General features: G+C 36.7%; 21 protein-coding genes and 2 tRNA genes. 12 read left to right on the forward strand and 11 right to left on the reverse strand.

All coding sequences use genetic code 11. The features are described 5' to 3' along the window. Nucleotides 1–667: 667 nt before the first annotated feature. The 4 genes from thrS to rplT all read left to right on the forward strand — a co-directional run bounded on the left by thrS (nucleotide 668) and on the right by rplT (nucleotide 3989). A complete protein-coding gene (gene thrS / locus PP182_RS20355; RefSeq protein WP_272653092.1) occupies nucleotides 668–2614 on the forward strand; it encodes a threonine--tRNA ligase in 1947 nt (648 codons plus the stop codon). A gap of 23 nt (nucleotides 2615–2637) precedes the next feature. After that, the gene (gene infC / locus PP182_RS20360; protein WP_419197743.1) at nucleotides 2638–3192 is read left to right on the forward strand and encodes a translation initiation factor IF-3; all 555 of its coding nucleotides are present in this window, start codon (nucleotides 2638–2640) and stop codon (nucleotides 3190–3192) included. A 161-nt stretch (nucleotides 3193–3353) separates the two neighbouring features. After that, nucleotides 3354–3551: a 50S ribosomal protein L35 gene (gene rpmI, locus PP182_RS20365; protein ID WP_068486516.1), complete on the forward strand. Its 198-nt coding sequence runs from the start codon at nucleotides 3354–3356 to the stop codon at nucleotides 3549–3551. 93 nt (nucleotides 3552–3644) lie between these two features. Next, nucleotides 3645–3989, forward strand: coding sequence for a 50S ribosomal protein L20 (rplT, locus tag PP182_RS20370; RefSeq protein WP_272653093.1), 345 nt, complete (start codon nucleotides 3645–3647; stop codon nucleotides 3987–3989). Nucleotides 3990–4047: 58 nt separating this feature from the next. On the opposite strand, the gene PP182_RS20375 is transcribed toward rplT, so the two are convergent. Together PP182_RS20375 and PP182_RS20380 are read right to left on the reverse strand one after the other, a co-directional pair. Further along, entirely contained in the window at nucleotides 4048–4317 is a 270-nt protein-coding gene (locus PP182_RS20375) for an EF-hand domain-containing protein (protein ID WP_272653094.1), read from the reverse strand. Nucleotides 4318–4337: 20 nt separating this feature from the next. Further along, entirely contained in the window at nucleotides 4338–4769 is a 432-nt protein-coding gene (locus tag PP182_RS20380) for a secondary thiamine-phosphate synthase enzyme YjbQ (RefSeq protein WP_272653095.1), read from the reverse strand. Nucleotides 4770–4858: 89 nt separating this feature from the next. On the opposite strand from PP182_RS20380, the gene PP182_RS20385 reads away from it, so the two are divergent. Further along, a complete protein-coding gene (locus PP182_RS20385; RefSeq protein ID WP_272653096.1) occupies nucleotides 4859–5656 on the forward strand; it encodes an HAD family hydrolase in 798 nt (265 codons plus the stop codon). Between the two features lie 4 nt (nucleotides 5657–5660). Here PP182_RS20385 and PP182_RS20390 read toward each other — a convergent pair whose 3' ends face one another. The 6 genes from PP182_RS20390 to tgt all read right to left on the reverse strand — a co-directional run bounded on the left by PP182_RS20390 (nucleotide 5661) and on the right by tgt (nucleotide 12868). Then, the gene (locus PP182_RS20390) at nucleotides 5661–6923 is read right to left on the reverse strand and encodes an asparagine synthetase B (RefSeq protein WP_272653097.1); all 1263 of its coding nucleotides are present in this window, start codon (nucleotides 6921–6923) and stop codon (nucleotides 5661–5663) included. A gap of 125 nt (nucleotides 6924–7048) precedes the next feature. Continuing rightward, nucleotides 7049–8596 (reverse strand): replicative DNA helicase, encoded by a 1548-nt coding sequence (gene dnaB, locus PP182_RS20395; protein WP_272653098.1) that lies wholly within the window; start codon nucleotides 8594–8596, stop codon nucleotides 7049–7051. Between the two features lie 166 nt (nucleotides 8597–8762). Next, complete coding sequence (locus PP182_RS20400) at nucleotides 8763–9716, reverse strand: acetyl-CoA carboxylase carboxyltransferase subunit alpha (RefSeq protein ID WP_272653099.1); 954 nt, start codon at nucleotides 9714–9716, stop codon at nucleotides 8763–8765. Nucleotides 9717–9775: 59 nt separating this feature from the next. Further along, on the reverse strand, nucleotides 9776–10669 hold the full coding sequence (locus PP182_RS20405; RefSeq protein ID WP_272653100.1) for a DMT family transporter: 894 nt from the start codon (nucleotides 10667–10669) through the stop codon (nucleotides 9776–9778). Beyond that, nucleotides 10656–11738, reverse strand: coding sequence for an LptF/LptG family permease (locus tag PP182_RS20410; RefSeq protein WP_272653101.1), 1083 nt, complete (start codon nucleotides 11736–11738; stop codon nucleotides 10656–10658). Before PP182_RS20410 ends, PP182_RS20405 begins: the two co-directional genes overlap by 14 nt. Further along, entirely contained in the window at nucleotides 11738–12868 is a 1131-nt protein-coding gene (tgt, locus tag PP182_RS20415; protein WP_272653102.1) for a tRNA guanosine(34) transglycosylase Tgt, read from the reverse strand. Before tgt ends, PP182_RS20410 begins: the two co-directional genes overlap by 1 nt. Before the next feature lie 238 nt (nucleotides 12869–13106). Between tgt and PP182_RS20420 the strand changes: the two genes are divergently transcribed. Next, on the forward strand, nucleotides 13107–13694 hold the full coding sequence (locus tag PP182_RS20420) for an outer membrane beta-barrel protein (protein ID WP_272653103.1): 588 nt from the start codon (nucleotides 13107–13109) through the stop codon (nucleotides 13692–13694). 73 nt (nucleotides 13695–13767) lie between these two features. Here PP182_RS20420 and PP182_RS20425 read toward each other — a convergent pair whose 3' ends face one another. Beyond that, entirely contained in the window at nucleotides 13768–14736 is a 969-nt protein-coding gene (locus PP182_RS20425; protein ID WP_272653104.1) for an FKBP-type peptidyl-prolyl cis-trans isomerase, read from the reverse strand. A 76-nt stretch (nucleotides 14737–14812) separates the two neighbouring features. Here PP182_RS20425 and PP182_RS20430 point away from each other — a divergent pair, with 76 nt between their 5' ends. Beyond that, on the forward strand, nucleotides 14813–15202 hold the full coding sequence (locus PP182_RS20430; RefSeq protein ID WP_272653105.1) for an RNA-binding S4 domain-containing protein: 390 nt from the start codon (nucleotides 14813–14815) through the stop codon (nucleotides 15200–15202). A gap of 80 nt (nucleotides 15203–15282) precedes the next feature. Next, nucleotides 15283–15780, forward strand: coding sequence for a phosphoribosyltransferase domain-containing protein (locus tag PP182_RS20435; protein ID WP_272653106.1), 498 nt, complete (start codon nucleotides 15283–15285; stop codon nucleotides 15778–15780). Here the strand turns inward: PP182_RS20435 and PP182_RS20440 are convergent. After that, nucleotides 15772–16287, reverse strand: a complete 516-nt coding sequence (locus PP182_RS20440; RefSeq protein WP_272653107.1) for a shikimate kinase — start codon at nucleotides 16285–16287, stop codon at nucleotides 15772–15774. The genes PP182_RS20435 and PP182_RS20440 overlap by 9 nt on opposite strands. A gap of 138 nt (nucleotides 16288–16425) precedes the next feature. Here PP182_RS20440 and PP182_RS20445 point away from each other — a divergent pair. Then, a tRNA-Lys gene (locus tag PP182_RS20445) sits at nucleotides 16426–16498 on the forward strand. A 147-nt stretch (nucleotides 16499–16645) separates the two neighbouring features. Here the strand turns inward: PP182_RS20445 and PP182_RS20450 are convergent. Then, nucleotides 16646–18487: a glycoside hydrolase family 2 protein gene (locus PP182_RS20450; RefSeq protein ID WP_272653108.1), complete on the reverse strand. Its 1842-nt coding sequence runs from the start codon at nucleotides 18485–18487 to the stop codon at nucleotides 16646–16648. Nucleotides 18488–18863: 376 nt separating this feature from the next. On the opposite strand from PP182_RS20450, the gene PP182_RS20455 reads away from it, so the two are divergent. From PP182_RS20455 to PP182_RS20465, 3 genes are all read left to right on the forward strand, one after another. Then, nucleotides 18864–18947, forward strand: a tRNA-Leu gene (locus tag PP182_RS20455). Between the two features lie 115 nt (nucleotides 18948–19062). Beyond that, the gene (locus tag PP182_RS20460; RefSeq protein ID WP_272653109.1) at nucleotides 19063–19962 is read left to right on the forward strand and encodes a MerR family transcriptional regulator; all 900 of its coding nucleotides are present in this window, start codon (nucleotides 19063–19065) and stop codon (nucleotides 19960–19962) included. A gap of 7 nt (nucleotides 19963–19969) precedes the next feature. Beyond that, complete coding sequence (locus PP182_RS20465; RefSeq protein WP_272653110.1) at nucleotides 19970–21427, forward strand: phytoene desaturase family protein; 1458 nt, start codon at nucleotides 19970–19972, stop codon at nucleotides 21425–21427. Nucleotides 21428–21429 lie beyond the last annotated feature (2 nt).

Consider the following 21429-nt stretch of genomic DNA (forward strand, 5'->3'; position numbering starts at 1 on the left):
CGAACTTGTCCACGGCCCCGATTCTCTCGATCTAATTCTTTATGTTTCTCTACCATCGCACCCCCATTTAAGGATACGACTCTCTCCACAATATTTCAATGAACTCCGATCAGGAAATTCAACAAGGCTCCTCGCCAAGTTTCCTCTTCCCGCCCCTAGGTCTTTGCCTAAGCGGGTGCAAATATACAACTGTTTTTTAACCTGACAACTTTTAAAAAAGAAAAAAATTATTTTTTTTCAAACCATCAGAAAACAATATACAATGAACGTTTACACTCTTTTATCACCTCTAATCATTGAAGAAATATCTTATCCGATTAGCGGGCTGCAAATGTAAGCCTGTTTTTTAAATAACAAAGAAAAATAATCACCTTTTTTCAACTTTTTTAAAACAAAAAACCCAACATTCTTATAATTAGGACTTTGCAAGTTTTGAAAGAAAAAGGGCATTGAATTTAATTAAAAAAATGATTCAAAACAATAGAATTGAACAATATTTAAGAGAACCTCCATATAAATGACCCTTTTCGTAATAAAGTACTGATTACACCCAATAGATGATCATAAATGACGGCTTACATTTGAATCAATTCAAAACATATATATAATATATTGTAGAGGTAAATTCAACATATTATCTTTGCCCCCTGTTTTATAAAAACTAAATATGATAGAAATAACCTTGCCGGACGGCTCAATTAAAGAATTTGAGAAAGGCATCACTCCCGTAGATGTGGCCAAAAGCATCAGTGAAGGACTTGCAAGGAATGTTATTTCCGCCAAGTTCAATGGCACTATCGTTGAGAGCAGCACACCGTTAACCGATAACGGGTCTCTTGTACTATATACCTGGAAGGACAAAGAAGGTAAAAGAGCTTTTTGGCATTCTACGTCACACATCGTAGCACAAGCACTGGAGGAGCTCTACCCTGGCGTAAAATTGACCATCGGTCCTGCTATCGAAAATGGTTTCTATTATGATGTTGATTTACCCACAGGTACTATTTCCGAAAAAGACTTTGCTAAAATAGAGCAAAAGGCATTGGAAATAGCCAGAGGCAAACATGATTATAAAATGCGGGAAGTCTCAAAATCTGACGCGTTACAGTTTTATAAGGACCAAGGAAATCAGTATAAGGTTGAGCTCATTGAAAACTTAGAAGATGGCACCATCACCTTTTGTGACCATGATACATTCACAGATCTATGTCGTGGAGGTCATATTCCGAACACCGGAATAGTAAAGGCCATTAAAATATTAAGTGTTGCCGGAGCTTATTGGAGAGGTGACGAAAACAACCCTCAATTAACTAGGGTTTATGGTATTTCTTTCCCCAAACAAAAAGAGCTTACCGAATATTTGGCCTTGTTGGAAGAAGCTAAAAAAAGAGACCACAGAAAGCTGGGCAAAGAGCTGGAACTTTTTACCTTTTCCCAAAAAGTAGGACAAGGCCTTCCATTATGGCTACCAAAAGGTGCGGCTTTAAGAGAGCGCTTGGAGCAATTTCTGAAAAAAGCTCAAAAGAAAGCGGGCTATGAAATGGTAGTAACACCCCATATTGGACAAAAAGAACTTTATGTTACATCGGGGCATTATGCCAAGTACGGAGAAGACAGTTTCCAACCGATCCATACACCCAAGCAAGATGAGGAGTTTCTTTTAAAACCAATGAACTGTCCCCATCATTGTGAAATTTATAATACTAGACCTTTTAGTTATAAAGAATTACCGAAAAGGTACGCGGAGTTTGGAACTGTATATAGGTATGAACAAAGCGGTGAACTTCATGGACTTACAAGGGTACGTGGATTTACGCAGGATGATGCCCATATTTTTTGTACACCCGACCAACTAGATCAAGAGTTCAAAGATGTTATCGACTTATCCTTATATGTACTAGGTTCTTTAGGTTTTGAAGATTTTACTGCCCAAGTATCTGTTAGGGACCTGGATACTCCAGAAAAATATATCGGCTCTGTAGAAAATTGGGAAAAGTCTGAGCGGGCTATCATAAATGCAGCCAAGGAAAAAGGCTTGGATTTTGTTATAGAAAGTGGGGAAGCTGCATTCTATGGACCAAAACTAGATTTCATGGTCAAGGATGCATTGGGAAGACAATGGCAACTGGGTACGATCCAAGTCGATTACAATTTACCGGAACGATTTGAGCTCACTTATAAAGGTAGTGATAATGAACTGCATAGACCTGTAATGATACACAGAGCTCCCTTTGGAAGTATGGAACGTTTTATAGCGCTTTTGTTGGAACATACAGGTGGTAATTTCCCTTTATGGTTGATCCCAGATCAAGCTATTGTTTTACCTGTTAGTGAGAAACATGAAAAATATGCCGAAAAAGTTTTAAAATCGCTAGAAAATAACGAAATTCGCGCCCTTGTTGACCACAGAAACGAAACTGTAGGCAAGAAAATACGAGAAGCAGAAATGAACAAGATACCATTTATGTTAATCGTTGGTGATACTGATGAAAGTTCCAATACAGTTTCTGTCAGAAGACATGGAGGTGCGGATTTGGGAGCAATCACAATAGAACAGTTTTCAGACTTGGTAACTAAAGAAATAAATAGTAACTTAAAGTCGTTTAGAGATTAAAGTTTAATTAAAAATAAAAAGTCATAGCAATACGTAAAAGATTCAGGCCTCAACCTAGGAGGGAAAACAAGAACCCTCATAATATTAATGAGAAAATACTTGCTTCGGAAGTAAGGTTAGTTGGTGATAATGTTGAAGTGGGAGTTTATCCTATTCGAAAAGCTTTGGATATATCCAAAGAGTTAGAATTGGACCTGGTAGAAATTTCACCAAAGGCGAATCCTCCTGTTTGTAAAATAATAGATTACAAAAAGTTTTTATACGAACAGAAGAAAAGGGAGAAGGCTATGAAAGCCAAAGCTTCCAAAGTTGTTGTAAAGGAGATTAGGTTTGGACCTAACACCGATGACCACGATTATGAATTTAAAAAGAAACATGCTGAAAAGTTTCTAAAGGATGGAGCTAAATTAAAGGCATATGTTTTCTTTAAAGGACGTTCAATAGTATACAAGGATCAAGGTGAAATTCTTCTTTTAAGGTTAGCCTCAGAATTGGAAGAGCTTGGAAAAGTGGAGCAAATGCCTAGATTGGAAGGAAAGCGAATGACCATGTTTATTGCTCCGAAAACTAAAAAATAAGGTTTCGGCTCCGTTTTAGGAATCGAATCATTTTATAGAATACTAAACGCTATTGGTTATTTAACCAGTAGCGTTTAGCATGCAAAGTGACCCTTCGACTACGCTCAGGGTCCTAAAAATAGAGCGAAGAAAGTGAGATTAATTATATAAAATAGGAGAAAATGCCTAAACAAAAAACAAAATCTAGTGCCAAAAAGCGTTTTAAGCTTACCGGTACCGGGAAAATTAAAAGAAAGCACGCTTTTAAAAGTCACATTCTTACGAAAAAGTCTAAAAAGCGAAAGCTTGCTTTAACACATGATACATTGGTTCATCCACATGATGTTAATAGCATAAAAGAACAATTACGTTTAAAGTAATTGTATTTAAAAAGGTAAAATTATTAACCATGGAGTTGGGCCAAAAAGTCCCTAAATCAAACTAGGGCGCCTACTACAAAAAATTGAAAAGAAATGCCAAGATCAGTAAATGCAGTCGCTTCAAGAGCCAGGAGAAAAAAGGTGATGAAGCAAGCCAAAGGTTACTTCGGAAGACGTAAAAATGTTTGGACAGTAGCCAAAAATGCGGTGGAAAAAGCTATGCTATATGCATACAGAGACCGTAGAAATAAGAAAAGAACCTTCCGTTCTTTATGGATAACCCGTATTAATGCAGGTGCCAGACAACACGGAATGTCTTACTCACAATTTATGGGTAAAGTAAAAGCTAACGGTATTGAACTTAACAGAAAAGTTCTTGCCGATTTGGCGATGAATCATCCTGACGCTTTTAAAGCCATTGTGGAGCAGGTAAAATAAATTAAATCAAATCTCACTTTTAAAATCCGACCCTTTTGGTCGGATTTTTTATTTTGACCTATTTCTTAATCTTTGCAATAGCTGCCTTAAATTCTTCCCAATCGATAAGTTCATCACCATTCCTGTCATATCCTTCAATTAACTTAGATGAAACTATTCCCCTTAAAAAACCACTTATTTGGGCTTGCTTTAATAACTCCACAATTTCACGCTTCGTTAATTTACCATCACTTTCTTCATCAAAAAATTCAAATGCTTTTTGAGGTGTCTCAAAATGATTGGTAATAAGTATTTGAATTTTGTTTAAAATAGATTCTTCAGTAGTCATTTTAAAATTTATTATTCCTATTATACTTCCTTTCTTCCATGGATGGTCACGACAAGTTTTCTTCCTGATGCTCGGTTTCTATGTTCACACAGGTAAATTCCCTGCCATAGACCAAGATTGAGCCCGCCATTTGTAATCGGTACCTGAACCGATGACCCCATTAAAGATGATTTAATATGAGCCGGCATATCATCCGGTCCTTCATAGGTGTGAATAAAATAAGTGGCATTTTCAGGTACCATAACGTTCATATGACTTTCAAAATCCGTTCTCACCGTGGAATCAGCATTCTCATTAATTGTAAGACTGGCCGATGTATGCTTTATGAAAACCTGACAGCTACCCATATCAATATTTTTGATCTCTGGACATTTTTCCAATATCATCGCTGTTATTAAATGAAACCCCCTATTAAAAGAAGGTAATGTAAATTCTTTTTGATACCAATCCATGCTTTATTCTTATTAAATAAAGGTAAAACTTTAAGCATTACTTATTTTAATGAACACATTGAAATATCTTTGCACCTTATAGAAAATATATGGATTTATCGAAAATAAGAATGGTCGTAACCGATATGGACGGCACACTTTTAAACTCTAAACATGAAGTAAGTGATTACTTTTTTGAATTGTTTAGCGCATTAAAATCCAAAGGAATTCTTTTTGTTGCAGCAAGTGGTAGACAATACAACAGTATTATTGATAAGCTGGACTCCATAAAAAATGATATCATTGTTATAGCCGAAAATGGTGGATTTGCCAAACAGAACGAAAATGAGATCTTATCCACTCCGTTAAACAACAATTATATAAAAGACGTTTTAAAAACATTAAAGGAGGTTCCCAATACACACCCTGTATTATGTGGCAAACACATGGCATATATATCTGGGGAATCGAATGCATTCGTAGAAAAATTAAAAGAGTACTACACCCAGTTTGAAATTATGGAAGAGCTCAAACCCCTTGATACAGAAATCTTAAAAATTGCTATATATCACTTTGAAAGCTCCGAAAAATATATTTATCCTCATGTAAAACATTTTGAGGAAAACTTACAGGTCAAAGTATCCGGTGAAAATTGGGTAGATATCTCAAGCCCCAACGCCCATAAAGGATATGCCCTAGAAAAAGTGATGCAGATTTATGGAATCAAATCTCATGAAATCATGGTTTTTGGGGACTACAATAACGATCTTGAAATGCTTGAACTTTCAGATTATAGTTTTGCTATGGAAAATGCCCATCCCAACATTAAAGAAGCTGCCAAATACAGTACGCTAAGCAATGATGAAATGGGGGTGGAACTACAATTAAAAAAGCTCGTCTTACGCTAGCTATTTAGGTTTTTTGTTTCTTTTTTCTCGCCGCAGGAAACAAGACATTATTTAATATTAATCGATAACCCGGTGATGTAGGATGAAGTTCAAGTTCCGTTTTGGGGTCCCCTACTCTATGCTGATAATCTTCAGGATCATGTCCGCCATAAAAAGTGAAAAAACCCTTTCCTTTAATGCCATGAATATAGCGTGCTTCCCCATTTAATTTGTTTTCACCAAGGACCAATACCGTAGGCTTAATTTCTGAACGTTTAAAGGCTGTAGTTTGCCCCATAAAACCTTTTACAAGTGACGTATGGTTTTGACACAACATTGTAGGTACGGCATCCCATTTAGCGGAAAAGTCCATCAATGAAAAATAGTCTGATTCTTTTGGAACATTTCCCCTCTTGGATGTCATATCTATTGAAGAAAATTCATATTTGACAGGACTTCTCTCTAACGTAAAATCGGTAAATGCAAAAGTCTTACCATAGTCCAAACTAGCTTGATAGTTTGGGTCGGAGGGATCACCGTCGAACATTGGTTCGCAAATGTCCACTTGCTCTGCTGCCAGCGCAATATCAAAACTATCCGTTGCCGAACACATGGCAAACATAAAACCCCCACCAATAACATAGTTTCTAATTTTTAGGGCCACAGCCAGTTTTTCATCAGATACCTTGTTGTACCCTAACTTTTTGGCCAATTTCTCAGCATCGTTCTTCCCTTCTATGTACCAAGGAGTTGCTCTATAGGCTCCATAAAACTTCCCAAATTGTCCTGTAAAATCCTCATGATGTAGATGCAACCAATCATATAATGCTAGCTTATCATTTAATACTTCTTCGTCATATACCGTTACATATGGAATCTCTGCATAAGTAAGCGCCATGGTCACAGCATCATCCCACGGCTGATTCCCCTTGGGCGAATACACCGCGATCTTGGGAGCTTTTTCTAAGATAACGGCATCCTGGTTTCTTGATGGACTACTTATTTCGTCCAATATCGAGTTTGCTTGATCATCGGAAAGAATTTCAAAAGAAACACCCCTGATTTGGCACTCCTTTCTAATAATTTCACCATCTGGCAATAGGAAGGACCCACCCCTGTAATTAAGTAGCCACTGTACCTTCCGCTGTTTTGACAACACCCAATAGGTTATTCCATAGGCCTTTAAATGGTTTTTTTGAGTTTCTGCATCCATAGGAATTAGAATCGAAGACGCATAACCCATAAATGAAAAAAGACAAACAACCAACAAACAAAGATTTCTAATCATACAACAGTATTCTAAGGCTTTCACTCAAAAGTAAACGAAAAAAAACGCTCCTGTATTTTCAGAAGCGTTAAAGATTATTAAAATCCCATAGTTATAAGGTCTTCAACCTAGTTTTTAAGATAAGTTTAAAATGGTACATCATCATCGTCCGGACTTAAACCTTTATTCATAGAACTTCCAAAAGCATCATCCGCACTGGGAAGATTTTTGGTAATGAAAGGATTTTCTTCATTGTCGTTCATCTTGGACTGAAATTCAAAAGGAGAATCAAAATCGTCCAAGTTATCGAACTTACCTTGACTACCGATAAATTTCAATCGGATGTTATCCAGACCACCATTTCTATGTTTTGCAACAATAAATTCTGCCTGACCTTGAGTAGGTGTACGTTCTTCATCATCCCACTCTTCAATTTTATAATATTCCGGACGATAAATAAAAGATACAATATCCGCATCCTGCTCAATGGCTCCCGACTCCCTTAAATCGGATAGGATTGGTCTTTTACTACCTCCTCTTGTTTCCACAGCCCTAGATAGCTGTGATAATGCAATAACGGGTACATTCAATTCCTTTGCAAGTGCTTTTAGGTTTCTTGATATCGTTGAAATTTCTTGCTCCCTATTTCCACCTTTTTGGCTGCCCCCTGCCGTCATCAATTGCAAATAATCTATCATAATCATCTTGATTCCGTGCTGCGAAGCTAATCTGCGCGCTTTTGCACGTAAATCAAAAATGGACAATGATGGAGTATCATCAATAAACAGGGGAGCTTTTTCCAAGGTTTTTACCTTAACATTCAGCTGCTCCCATTCGTGTTTCTCGAGTTTACCCGTTCTCAGTTTTTCCGATGACAAACCCGTTTCAGAAGAAATTAATCGTGTAATCAACTGTACAGAAGACATCTCCAAAGAAAAGAAGGCTACGGGCGTATTAGAATTCACGGCCATGTTTCTAGCCATGGATAAGGTCAATGCTGTTTTACCCATTCCAGGACGAGCGGCCACAATAATTAAGTCGCTGGGTTGCCAACCGGAAGTTAATTTGTCCAACTTATCAAATCCTGATGGAATACCACTTAACCCCTCCCTATTTGCAATTTCTTCTATCTTTTTCTTTGCCTGAATGACCAAATTCTGGGCCGTTTCCGCTGATCGTTTTAAATTACCTTGCGTTACGTCGTATAATTTAGCTTCCGCATTGTCCAAAAGGTCAAAAACATCTGTTCCTTCATCGTAGGCATCTTCAATTATTTCATTTGAAATTTTGATAAGGCTGCGCTGGATGTATTTTTGAAGAATAATACGGGCATGAAACTCAATATGAGCAGAAGAAGCCACTTTTTGAGTCAATTTTATCAAGTAAAAATCACCTCCTATAGCTTCTAATTTTCCTTCCTTCTTTAATTGGGAAGAAACGGTTAATAAATCCACTGGTTGGGATTCTTCGAAGAGAATGAATATAGCCTCATAAATAAATCTATGAGCATCTTTATAAAACACATCCGGATGAAGAATATCAATAACTTCATCTACACCCTTTTTATCAATCATCATCGCACCAAGTACAACCTCCTCTAAATCAACAGCTTGTGGTGGTATTTTCCCTCGTTCGAGATTAATAATAGTAGATTTGTCAATCTTTCGACCAACAAAAGGTTTCGTGTTCTCCATAGTGCGAAAATATACAATTAACCTTTAGTTAACTTTAAAAGCATCTTTTTCGATGTTCACAGGTAACTAACAATTGGCTGTTAATAAAATACAATTTTATGTTGATAAGATAAAAAAACCGAAGATGAAAATCTCCGGTTTGTTCGTATGTCACTAAAATGGTGTACTATCCATTAAAAACGCCCATGTCAGCGTACTTTTCCATGCGTTGTTTAAGTAATTCTTTTGGTGATAACTTTTGCAATTCCTCAAAATTAGTAACTATTTTATTTTTTAGAATGTCAAAGGTCTTTTCGCGATTTGCATGTGCACCTCCGGCCGGTTCCCTAACAATTTCATCAATCAATTTCAATTTCTTCATATCATTTGCAGTTAGCTTTAAAGCCTCTGCCGCTCTTTCCTTATACTCCCAACTCCTCCACAAAATTGATGAACAGGATTCTGGTGAAATTACGGAGTACCATGTATTTTCTAACATTAACACTTTATCACCTACACCGATACCAAGAGCGCCACCACTTGCACCCTCTCCAATAATGGCAACTATAATAGGCACCTTTAAACGGGTCATTTCCAAAATATTTCGTGCAATGGCTTCTCCCTGTCCGCGCTCCTCAGCTTCAATACCTGGATAAGCTCCTGGAGTGTCTATAAGGGTAACAACTGGAATTCCAAACTTTTCGGCCGATTTCATTAAACGCAATGCCTTTCTATAACCTTCTGGATTTGCCATTCCAAAATTGCGATATTGTCTTGTTTTGGTGTTGTATCCCTTTTGCTGACCAATAAACATATAACTCTGGTCTCCAATTTTGCCAAGGCCACCAATCATTGCCTTATCATCCTTTACGTTGCGGTCTCCATGTAATTCTAGGAAAGTATCTCCGCAAATAGCTTTGATATAATCTAATGTATATGGCCTATTAGGATGCCTTGAGAGCTGAACCCGCTGCCAGGGAGTAAGGTTTTTATAGATATCCTTCCGGGTTTCCGCTAATTTTTTCTCGATTTGCTTACAGGTTTCGGTAACATCTACATCGCTCTCTTCACCAATAATCATACACTTGTCCAATTGCTCTTCCAGTTCTTTAATTGGAAGTTCAAAATCCAAATACTCCATAGTTTTCAATAAGATTTCGTTAGTTGCGTAGGCAAAGATAAAACTTTAAAAGGTATTCTTTATCTAGTCCCCAATTTTATGCCAGCCCTGTATTTTAATATGCCGTTCAATATTACGGTCATTAAAATGATCAAGGCACCTAAATAAAACAAAGGACTCATTTGTTCTTCAGAACCAAAAATGAACCATGCCAACAGTATACCGTATACCGGCTCCAAATTTGTAGTCAACATTACTGTATACGGCGTTAGTATTCGCATTACCTTAATGGAAGCAATAAAGGCGTATGCAGTACACACCAATGCTAAAACCAGTAGATACATCCAATCCTTTAAGTTTAGCTCGAAAAATTCATAAGAAAAGCTTCCTCTTAGTACTAGGACAGAAGTTAGAAACAATACCCCTATCCCTAACTCATAAAATGAGATAACCGAAGGTTTATGATTTTTTACCAATTTCCCGTTGACCAACGAAAAAATAGACGCTAGGAGGGCGGATATTAAGGCGACAATCATACCATAAGTGTAAGTAGACTCTACCCTAAAGATTAGAACCAATCCTAGAATTACTAGAATTCCAAATACAATTTCGTACGCAATTATTTTTCTTTGAAAAAGAATTGGTTCCAATAATGCAGTAAAAAAAGCGCCTGTGGACATCATCGCCAATGCCACTGAAACCGTTGAAATTTTTATGGCGTAGAAAAAAGTTACCCAATGACAAGCCACAACTATACCCCCGAACACCAACCAAGCCAAAGCTCTTTTATCCACCTTCAGTCGAAAACGAAAGACACTTACATAGAAAAAAATAAAAAGTGTTGCCAAAAGCATACGGTACCAAACCAAGGGAAGGGAATCAATGGAAATAAGCTTGCCCAATATGGCCGTAAAGCCCCAAATAAATACAATAAAGTGTAAGTGAAGTAGGTTAAGGATTCTATCTTTTGGCATTTTGCAAAAGATAAAAGGCCAACACTCCAAATAGTACATTGGGAATAATAACAGCCAATAGCGGTGAAAAACCGGACTGTTCAGCCAAAGTACCGAACACCTTGTCAAAGAATATAAATATAAAAGCCACCAAAATACCGAATGCCAAATTCACGCCCATCCCCCCTCTTCGCTTAACGGAGGAAACAGCAACAGCAATAATCGTAAGTATAAACGCCGTAAGTGGAAGTGCCCATCGTTTATATTTAACCAAAATATAAGTGTTAATATTGGAGGCCCCCTTTCTTTTTTGGTCAGCAATGAACTTATCCAATTCAAATAGGTTTTTTGTCTCGGCCACGTAAGATACCGGGGTCAGATCATCAATTTTAAAAGAGAAAATAGTGTCCAAACGGCGTTTACTTTCTATGTATGCCGAATCCCCGACCATTTTTCGCTTTACATAAGAAGTCAATCTATAATTACTATCCTTTTCTACCCATCTAATATTTACTGCAGAAATTTTAAACTCAAGCTCATTGTTACTATTAAACCTTTCAAATGTGAAATTGTGTCCCAATTGCCTGGCTGGATCAAAACTACTTACATAAATAAAATCCGTTTCGTTCAATTGATTGAAAATATTGTTGGTAATCCTATCCTGCTTACCCCTTTTCAAATATTTGAACTTAAACTCATTAAATCCAATACTCGCCTGTGGTACAATAAACATGGTCATAAAGAACATGATAATCGCAATAATTGTGGCTCCAATCAAATAAGGTCTTAAAAATCTACCATAGGAAACACCTGAACTAAGAATAGCAACAATCTCCGTATTATTGGCCAGTTTGGATGTAAAAAAGATGACTGAAAGGAAAAGAAATATGGGAAAAAGCAAGCTCCCAATGTAAATGGTAAAATTTAAATAATAAAACAATATCTCATTTAAAGGTGCTTCATTGTCGATCATCTTACCGATTTGTTCGGCAAGATTTGCCATTATTCCTATAGGAATAAATAGTAGAAGCATCACCGAAAAAGTGGCCAAATAACGCTTTAATATGTATTTATCTATAATAGAGAGCACTATAATCTTTTATCCATTTGTTTGACCATAGTATTTTTCCAATTGAAAAAATCACCTTCCAAAATGTGTTTTCTTGCTTCACGGGTCAGCCAAAGATAGAACCCTAGATTATGTATCGTGGCAATTTGCTTACCTAAATATTCATTTGCCGCAAACAAATGTCTTAAATAGGCTTTGGAATATTCCCTATCCACAAATGTAATTCCCATTTCATCAATTTGGGAAAAATCATCTTCCCACTTTTTGTTTTTGATGTTAATGGTTCCATGAGCAGTAAACAACATACCATTTCTAGCATTTCTAGTAGGCATTACGCAATCGAACATATCTATACCTAAGGCAATGTTTTCCAAGATATTAATGGGAGTTCCTACCCCCATAAGATATCTTGGTTTGTCCTCTGGGAGAATCTCGCAAACGACCTCTGTCATCCCATACATTTCCTCTGCAGGTTCACCAACGGATAACCCACCAATAGCGTTTCCTTCAGCACCGGCATTTGCGATATACTCGGCAGACTGTCTTCTTAAATCTTTATAGGTAGACCCTTGTACTATTGGGAAAAAACTTTGGGAATAATCATAAGTAAAAGGTACCTTTTCCAAGTGATTGATACAACGATCCAACCAACGGTGGGTCATGTGCATAGATTGCTTGGCATAATTATAATCACAGGGATATGGTGTACATTCATCAAAAGCCATGATGATATCGGCGCCAATCACTCTTTGTATTTCCATGACACTTTCAGGAGTGAACATATGCATAGACCCATCTATATGCGATTTGAATTTCACACCTTCTTCCTTAATTTTTCTATTACCGGATAAGGAATATACTTGGTAACCACCACTATCGGTCAAAATGTTTCGATCCCAGCCCATAAATTTATGCAAGCCACCTGCTTGTTGAAGAATTGGGGTCTTTGGCCTTAAAAAAAGATGGTAGGTATTTCCTAATATAATATCCGGATTTATTTCCTCCTTTAGTTCCTTTTGGTGAACCCCTTTTACGGATGCTACGGTACCCACAGGCATAAAAATAGGGGTTTCAATAGCGCCATGGTCGGTGGTAATGGTTCCCGCCCTTGCCTTACTACCTGTATCTGATTTATGTAAAGAGAATTTCAATAGTGTTGAATAAAGTTGCAAAGATAACGAACTCTTAGGCTTAAAAACCTAATAAAAACCTAAGATGGCTTAACCTTTTAAGTTAATCTTCCTGATGGATTAGACAAATCAAAACTAGATGACTCCATTAGATTTGTAAAACAATAAAGAGTAATACCTTCCGTTTTGATGGTATAACGAGAATGGAAACATTTGGTATTGTTCTTGATATTCATGTTTCAATTAAAATAAAACTATTATGAAAAAAACACTTTTTCTTACTGTACTTTTTTTGACCGGATTAACGGCAATGGCCCAAAGTGGTTCCGGGTTCGGAATCAAAGGAGGTTTAAACTATGCCGGTAACGGAGACTATTTTGATTCGGTAGGTGATGCCTATGAGAATCCCGATAAGAACTTGGGATATCATCTGGGCGTCTACGGAAAACTAGGAGGGAAAATCTATTTAAGACCAGAGTTGGTATATACTAGAATAAAGTCAACTTACGACAACGACGACTTTAAAATGAGCAAATTAGATGCACCTGTGCTATTGGGAGTAAACGTTATTGGACCATTGAATGTTTTTGCAGGTCCATCATTCCAGTATATTCTGGACACGGATTTTGAAGGCGTAACTTTAGGTGATGTAGAGAACAATTTTACCGTAGGCCTGAACATTGGTGCAGGGGTAAACTTAGGTAAGTTAGGCATTGACCTGCGATATGAAAGAGGATTTAGTGAAAACGAAGTCAATTTTATAAATACCACAGGTGGTATTCCTACCGGTGATAGAATCGATACCAGGCCAGATCAATTAATTTTAAGTTTGTCCGTAAAAATCTAGTGAAGAGTTAAAACAATATAAAAAAAAGCTCCCCGAATTATCGGGGAGCTTTTTTTTATAATTCAGAGGTAAACTAGGAATCCGAATCCAAGTGGTCGGGAACCCCATCACCATCCGAGTCTCTCACACTTTCAAATTTGCCTTCACTATCCAAATTTATTTCTTCTATGGTCGGTATTCCGTCTGCATCATCATCTGTGTCATTATAATTAGCCAAAAATACTTGTCGTTCCGTTTCCACATCGGTGTTATCATTGTTCAAATTCCCATCGCCGTCTAGGTCCTCTAATATAGAGGGTATACCATCACCATCAAAGTCTGTATCCTTTTCATAGGTGAACGTATCCACCTTAAATATCAGAGGTGAATATGCTGAGATAACGGAACCAGAGGGACTATTAAAATAAGCTAAACCAGAAGGAATAAAAATAGCACCGATTCCATAATCTGAGTAACTTACTGTACCATCTCCGTTAACTATTTGCTCTGTTCCGGTTTTTAAATATTCCACCCCGTTTCCAAACCCCCTTACCACTCCGGAAAGATTAAATTGAACAGGTTGGTTACTAGACGCATCAAACAAAGTTCCATCTAAAAGAGAACCTTCATATCTCAATGTGACATTGTCACCAATTGTCGGCGTAGCTTCTGACCCTCCCTGTCTTGCAATTAAATAATACAAGGTATGGTCTGCAACCTCTTCATCACTAACTCTAAACGAAGAAGATTCTACCGTGATAGTCTCCATTCCAAATTCTATTCCAGGAATTGTCCCACTATCCAAAATTGAGATTTTTTCTTGATTATCTCCCGCTATGGTATCAAAACGTATTTTATAATCGAAATCTGCTGGGGGATTTTGAAATTCGTCATAATTAAAAAAATGCGTGCTTAAATATTCCATAATTTCGGCATCGTCCTCCGCAGCAACTTCTATTATTGATCTAGGCGGAACAACTTCACCTATTGGATCATCATCTTTTTTACAGGACCAAATACTTGCAATCATAATAGTCAATCCCAGTAAGTACTTCAATTTCATCAATAATAATTTAGGCGCGCAAGATACAATTTTCCCTTATTTTTGTTCGATAACTTAACAAAGATTTTAGTTTACCATGCGCATTGACAAGTACCTATGGAGTACCAGATATTTTAAAACAAGGACGATTGCTACCAATGCTTGTAAAAAAGGTCATGTTAAGATAAATGACCAAACCGTAAAACCAAGTAGGGAAGTTTTCCCTATGGATAAAATCTTGGTGAGAAAGAATCAAGTAGATTACCAAATGACCGTTTTGGACATTCCACCTAACAGGGTCGGTGCAAAATTGGTAGATATCTATAGGAAAGACACTACACCCAAGGAAGCCTTTGAGCATAAAGAACTTTTACAGTATTCCAAAGACTATTATCGTAAAAAAGGAATGGGAAGACCCACTAAAAAAGATCGTAGGGAAATTGATGACTATTTAGATTCACCATCGGATTCAGAGGAATTGGAATAATCTATTGAAAAAGAAATACTAACATATATAGCAAACTATTAGTAAAACAAAAACTATCTTTAAACTGGAAAGCGTTAATTATGGATAACAATATACTGACCCACCAGCAGATTCAGCATAAAATTGAACGAATTGCCTACCAAATCTACGAGGCCAATGTATCTGAAAAAGAAATTATCGTTGCAGGTATCGATGGTGGCGGCCTAAATTTTGCAAAGAAAATCATCGGTGTACTCCAAAAAATTACCGAAGCAGAAATCACCCTTTGTAAAGTGATGATGGATAAATCCAATCCATTGAAGAGCGGTGTGTCCACTACTCTAAAAGAAAATGAATACACCAATAAAAGCGTTGTTTTGGTCGATGACGTGTTAAACTCCGGTACTACATTGATATATGGGGTGCACCACTTTTTGCAAACACCCTTAAAACAATTAAAGACCGCGGTTCTCGTAAATAGAAACCATAAAAAATATCCCGTGAAAGCCGACTACAAGGGTATCTCGCTTTCTACCTCTTTACAGGAACACGTAAATGTTCTATTTGAACCCAAAAAAAACAGAGTGTTTCTAGACTAATAGTTGCTTAATTTCTACTACTAAATCTTCCACGGATTTTTGATGGTTATGTACGGAATGACTAGCCTGATTGTAAAAATAACTTCTTTCAAAAAGGTGCTTGGCAATATATTCGGGGAATTCCTCTTTAGGTAAGTTAGCAATCAAAGGTCGTTTATCCTTTTCCTTTATAAGCCTTTCACATAATACGGTCAGATCCGTTCTAATATAAATCGAGTTTGGTGTCGCCTCGTTAATCACTTGCATATTGACACCAAAGCAAGGTGTTCCCCCACCAACGGACAATACAAGGTTTTCATTTAAACTTAAAACTTCCTTTAAATATTGCGTTTCCTTTTTTCTAAAATAAACCTCCCCTTTATTTTTAAAGATGGCACTTATGCTCATTCCTTCAACATCTTCAATATAGTGATCCAGGTCTAAAAAATTATAAGTCAGTTGCTTAGACAACAATTTTCCAATAGTCGTCTTTCCACTGCCCATATATCCTATCAGTACAATTTTCAATTATCTAAATTTTTGTAAAAATCAACTAAAATAAACCGTTTTCAAAAAAAAATAAATTTCTCCCTTTTTAGGCTTGGTAAATAAATTATAGGACTTATATTTGCACCCGCAAACGAGAAATGTTTGCTTTGAAATTATGACCTGGTAGCTCAGTTGGTAGAGCATCTCCCTTTTAAGGAGAGGGTCCTGGGTTCGAGCCCCAGCCAGGTCACTGTAAACCTTTTAACTATCAAAGTTGAAAGGTTTTTTTATTTGTAACATATCCTCTGCAACGTAAACCTAAAACATCTTGATATTGTTTGGAAAAACCAACAGCATAAAGCATCTGAATTACCCTAAATAAATTAGAAATAGGTTGTTATCTATTATTGATTACCTCGATTACTTCTAAATTGACTTTCCTGATATCATCTACGTTCATTTTGTCCACTTTTCTATCATAAGTCATGAATCCATTGACTTCACCTTCAACATCTGTTGTTTGTGTGTATATAGCTCCTGAAAATCCAGCCTTTACCAATTTTTTAAGCGCTTCAGCATATTTTATATACTGTTGGGTGGTCTCCTTTGAGTTTTTAAATTTTACATAACCCCAATTATTATCCGGCTTCCATAAATGGTCTTCAATAGGTAAACCAATTCCACCATATTCTCCCAATACGTTTACACGTTGTGCGTCATACAGATACATGGCAGGACCTGGATAATTGTGAAGGTCAACAATATCTCCAGTTCTATAAAAATTACCTCCACTTGCGGAGTTTACTAGTCTACTCGTGTCATACGCTTTGGTCCATTCCGTAATTTCCTTGGTCTTAAATTGCCCCCAGGCTTCATTGAAAGGCACCCATACCACAATACTTGGGTTAGAGTACAAATAATCCATAATTCCCTTCCATTCGTCTCTATAAATTTCTTCGGAAGCTGGAGTCCTCTCAAACTCAGAACCATTAAAATAATTATGGTTCTGCCATTGCGGGCCTTTATCTCCATTGGGCATATCTTGCCAGACCAGGATGCCCAACCTATCACAATGCGTATACCACCTCGCAGGCTCCACTTTTACATGCTTTCTGATCATGTTGAATCCAAGCTCCTTGGTTTTGACAATATCATATTTAAGGGCTTCATCACTTGGAGCCGTGTACAGTCCGTCGGGCCACCAACCCTGATCTAATGGGCCAAATTGAAAATAATTTTTGTTGTTTAGCTGTAACCTTACCACTCCAAACTCATCTTTTTCCATACTAATTTTACGCATTCCAAAATAGCTTTTAACCTTATCAACTTCTTGACCCCCATCTATTAAACGAAGCTCTAACCCATACAGAAATGGAGATTCTGGAGACCATAACTTTTGATTTTCAATGGAAATTGTGAAATCTAGTCCCACTTTAGCTCTCACAGTTGAAATGATAGAATTATCTTCAATAACATTCACCTCAACAATATCCCCATATTCTGCTCCTTCGACCAAAGGAAGTATGTTAACTGTAGCGTTATCAATATTAGGAACAGTTTTTAAATTGGTGATATGCTTCTTAGAAACAGGTTCCAACCATACGGTTTGCCAAATTCCGGTTACAGGCGTATACCAAATACCCTCTGGATTCTTGACTTGTTTACCTCGGGGCTGTGGTCCATCATTAGTGGGGTCCCATACTTTTACTATAAGCTCCTGATATCCCTCTTTAATAAATGGCCCTATATCAAATGAAAACGGTGTATATCCACCAGTATGCGAACCAACCTTTACCTCATTTATCCAAATCTCCGCCTTCCAATCTACTGCGCCAAAATGAAGCAATATTTCCTTATTGGTCCATTCTTTGGGCACTTGAAAAGACGTTCTATACCAAAGTTCCTGTTGTGATCCCACTTCTTTCATTACTCCGGACAGACTGGATTCTACGGCGAATGGTACCAAAATTTTACCTTGAAAATCTACTGGCCTAGTATCCCCCTTATTTGAAATGGAATAATCCCACAAACCATTTAAGTTCTTCCAGTCATCTCTCACCAGTATTGGCCTTGGATATTCTGACCATACATTTTCTGGATTAATTTCTTCGGCCCAGGTAGTCTTAATCTTATCACCTTGTGGTGACCACTGCCCATAAGTAATAAGAGGAAAAAATATCCATACCACTATATAGAATCGAAATCGTTTATTTTTGGTTAAGGGTTCGTTTCTAAACATAATTTAGGTTTTAAATGAAATTTTAGGTTATTCCATACAATTTAAAAATAATAGTGCTGATAACAGATGAATGACTATCTAAGGAACATTAAATTCATGAATTTAATAACACATCAATATCAATAATTCATAAGGTCTCATTTTTGGAGTAGCTTCACGTATTCCCGATAAATTCTTTTTCATAGTATATTATTTCAGTTCATGAGTGATTTATACGAATAGTTCCGTATTTCCTTAAAAACAATTGGTTATACAAAAAACGTAAACGAAAAACCATAATAGAAATATTAGCTATTAGCTTAATAATAGTTTAAGGTAAAATATGCTTTGAATTCGCTAGGACCTTTTTATCTTTACCAACTTAATTTTAGACAAAGCCCACGTGGTGAAATTGGTAGACACGCTACCTTGAGGGGGTAGTGTTCGCAAGGACGTGCTAGTTCGAATCTAGTCGTGGGCACTAGAAAGACCGAGTAAGATTTACTCGGTCTTTTTTATTTAGGTACATTTTAACTTCTTTTCTAGCAGACTTTCAACGCTATTTATTAAGTTTGTTTAACGTTCTTATAAAAATTATGAACAACGTAAAAAAGATTTTTAGCATACGAGACCTGGAAAACCTTTCAGGAATTAAGGCACATACCATTAGGATTTGGGAAAAAAGATACGATTTATTGTCTCCGGAGCGCACGGATACCAATATTAGGACTTACAGTCTGTCAAGTTTACAAAAGCTTCTAAATATTACGCTTCTTTATCACAATGGATATAAAATATCTAAAATTGCCAAAATTCCAGATGCAGATATCCCTAAGGCCGTAAAGGAAATAGTTACCAAAAAAACTAGTAAACCTCAAAATATCAATGCCTTTAAGTTGGCGATGATGAATTTTGATCAAACCATTTTCTTTGATACTTACGATAAATTATTACAAACAAGAACTTTTCGTGAAGTGTTTAAAGAAGTATTTATTCCATTGTTGAATGAAATTGGGTTGCTCTGGCAAACCGACACCATTAGTCCTGCCCATGAGCATTTCATAACCAGCCTAATTAAACAAAAGATACTGGTGAATACGGAAAGGATTCAACACATTTCACCGACAAAAAAAGATAGGGTATTTGTCTCCTTTTTACCAGAAAATGAAATTCATGATATCGGTCTATTGTATCTTAATTATGAGATTTTGTTAAAAGGATATAAGGTAGTCTATCTAGGTCAAACCATTCCGATTGAAAACTTAGTGGATTTAATTAAGTACTTTGACAATGTTTATTTTCTATCTTACTTCACGGTAAAACCGGATAAAACAGAGATAGAAGCATATATACAAGAGTTTGAAAAATTTCTAGAAGATTATCCAAATCCCAACCTATGGATTTTGGGCAGGCAAATTCAACATCTGGATGCTTCAAAGCTGCCAAATTTTGTTAAAACATTTACTTCTATAGAGGAGGTTGTTTTCAATTTGTAGTAGTAGTATGAAAAAAAATATAGTCATTATAGGTTCAGGATTCTCCTCGCTTTCAGCGGCTTGTTATTTGGCAAAAGCTGGTCATAATGTTTCCATTTATGAAAAAAATGAAGCCATTGGAGGAAGGGCAGCCCAATTCGTTAAAAATGGTTTTACCTTCGATATGGGACCAAGCTGGTATTGGATGCCCGATATTTTCGAAAAGTTTTTTAATGACTTTGGGAAAAAAACTTCTGACTATTACAAACTGGATAAGCTCAGTCCAGCCTATAAAATTTTCTTTTCCGATGATATCATAACTATCGGCGACTCCATGGATAAAATTTGTGAAGAGTTTGAACGAATAGAGCCAGGTAGCTCCCAAAAATTGAGAAGATTTATTGCCCTTGCACAAGAAAACTATGATATCGCCATAAATAAAATCGTTCTAAGACCAGGTATTTCCCCGCTTGAATTGGTTACCAAGGAAACAATTCTTAAAGTGAATCAGTTTTTCAAAACTATAAGCTCCGAGGTAAGAAAAAGGTTTAAGAACCCTAAACTCATTGCCACACTAGAGTTTCCCGTACTCTTTCTTGGTGCCAAACCAAGTGATACGCCTTCTTTTTATAGTTTTATGAATTTTGCGGACTTTGGGTTGGGTACATGGCATCCACAAGGAGGTATGTATGAAATTATTAAAGCTATGGGGAACTTGGCCGAAGAATTAGGTGTACGAATTCATACAAATAGCACAGTAGAAAAAATACTGGTACAGGAAAAACAAAGCAAGGGCATTTTATGCAATGGCGAAACCATTTATTCCGATGTAGTGGTAAGTGGTGCGGATTACCATCATTCTGAAAGTTTATTGGACGAAGAATTTAGACAATATAGTCCGGCCTATTGGAGCAGAAAGACTTTTGCCCCATCGTCATTACTATTTTACATTGGATTTAATAAGAAGTTAGACAATGTAGAGCACCATAATTTATTTTTTGACACCGATTTTGAGCAACATGCCGAAGAAATTTATGATACGCCAAAATGGCCAACCAGTCCTTTGTTCTATGCAAATTTCCCTTCTATTAGCGATGAAAGCATGGCGCCTAAAGATTGTGAAACTGGATTTTTTCTCGTTCCCATTGCACCTGGTTTAGAGGACACAAAGGAACTTAGAGAACAATACTTCGATTTAATAATGGATAGGTTTGAAAAAAGAACCCATCAGAAAATTAGGAAGCATATACTTTTTAGAAAAACCTTTTGTGTCAACGATTTTGTAGAAAGATATAATTCCTATAAGGGTAATGCCTACGGCATGGCCAACACCCTTTCGCAAACCGCCTTTTTAAGACCTAAATTAAAAAGTGGAAAGGTTGAAAACCTTTTTTTTACGGGACAGCTTACCGTACCGGGACCTGGCGTACCTCCGTCATTAATTTCGGGAAAATTGGTTTCAGAACTTCTAATAAAAAATAACTAACT

The organism is Maribacter sp. PR1, assembly GCF_028464145.1.
Lineage (GTDB): Bacteria > Bacteroidota > Bacteroidia > Flavobacteriales > Flavobacteriaceae > Maribacter.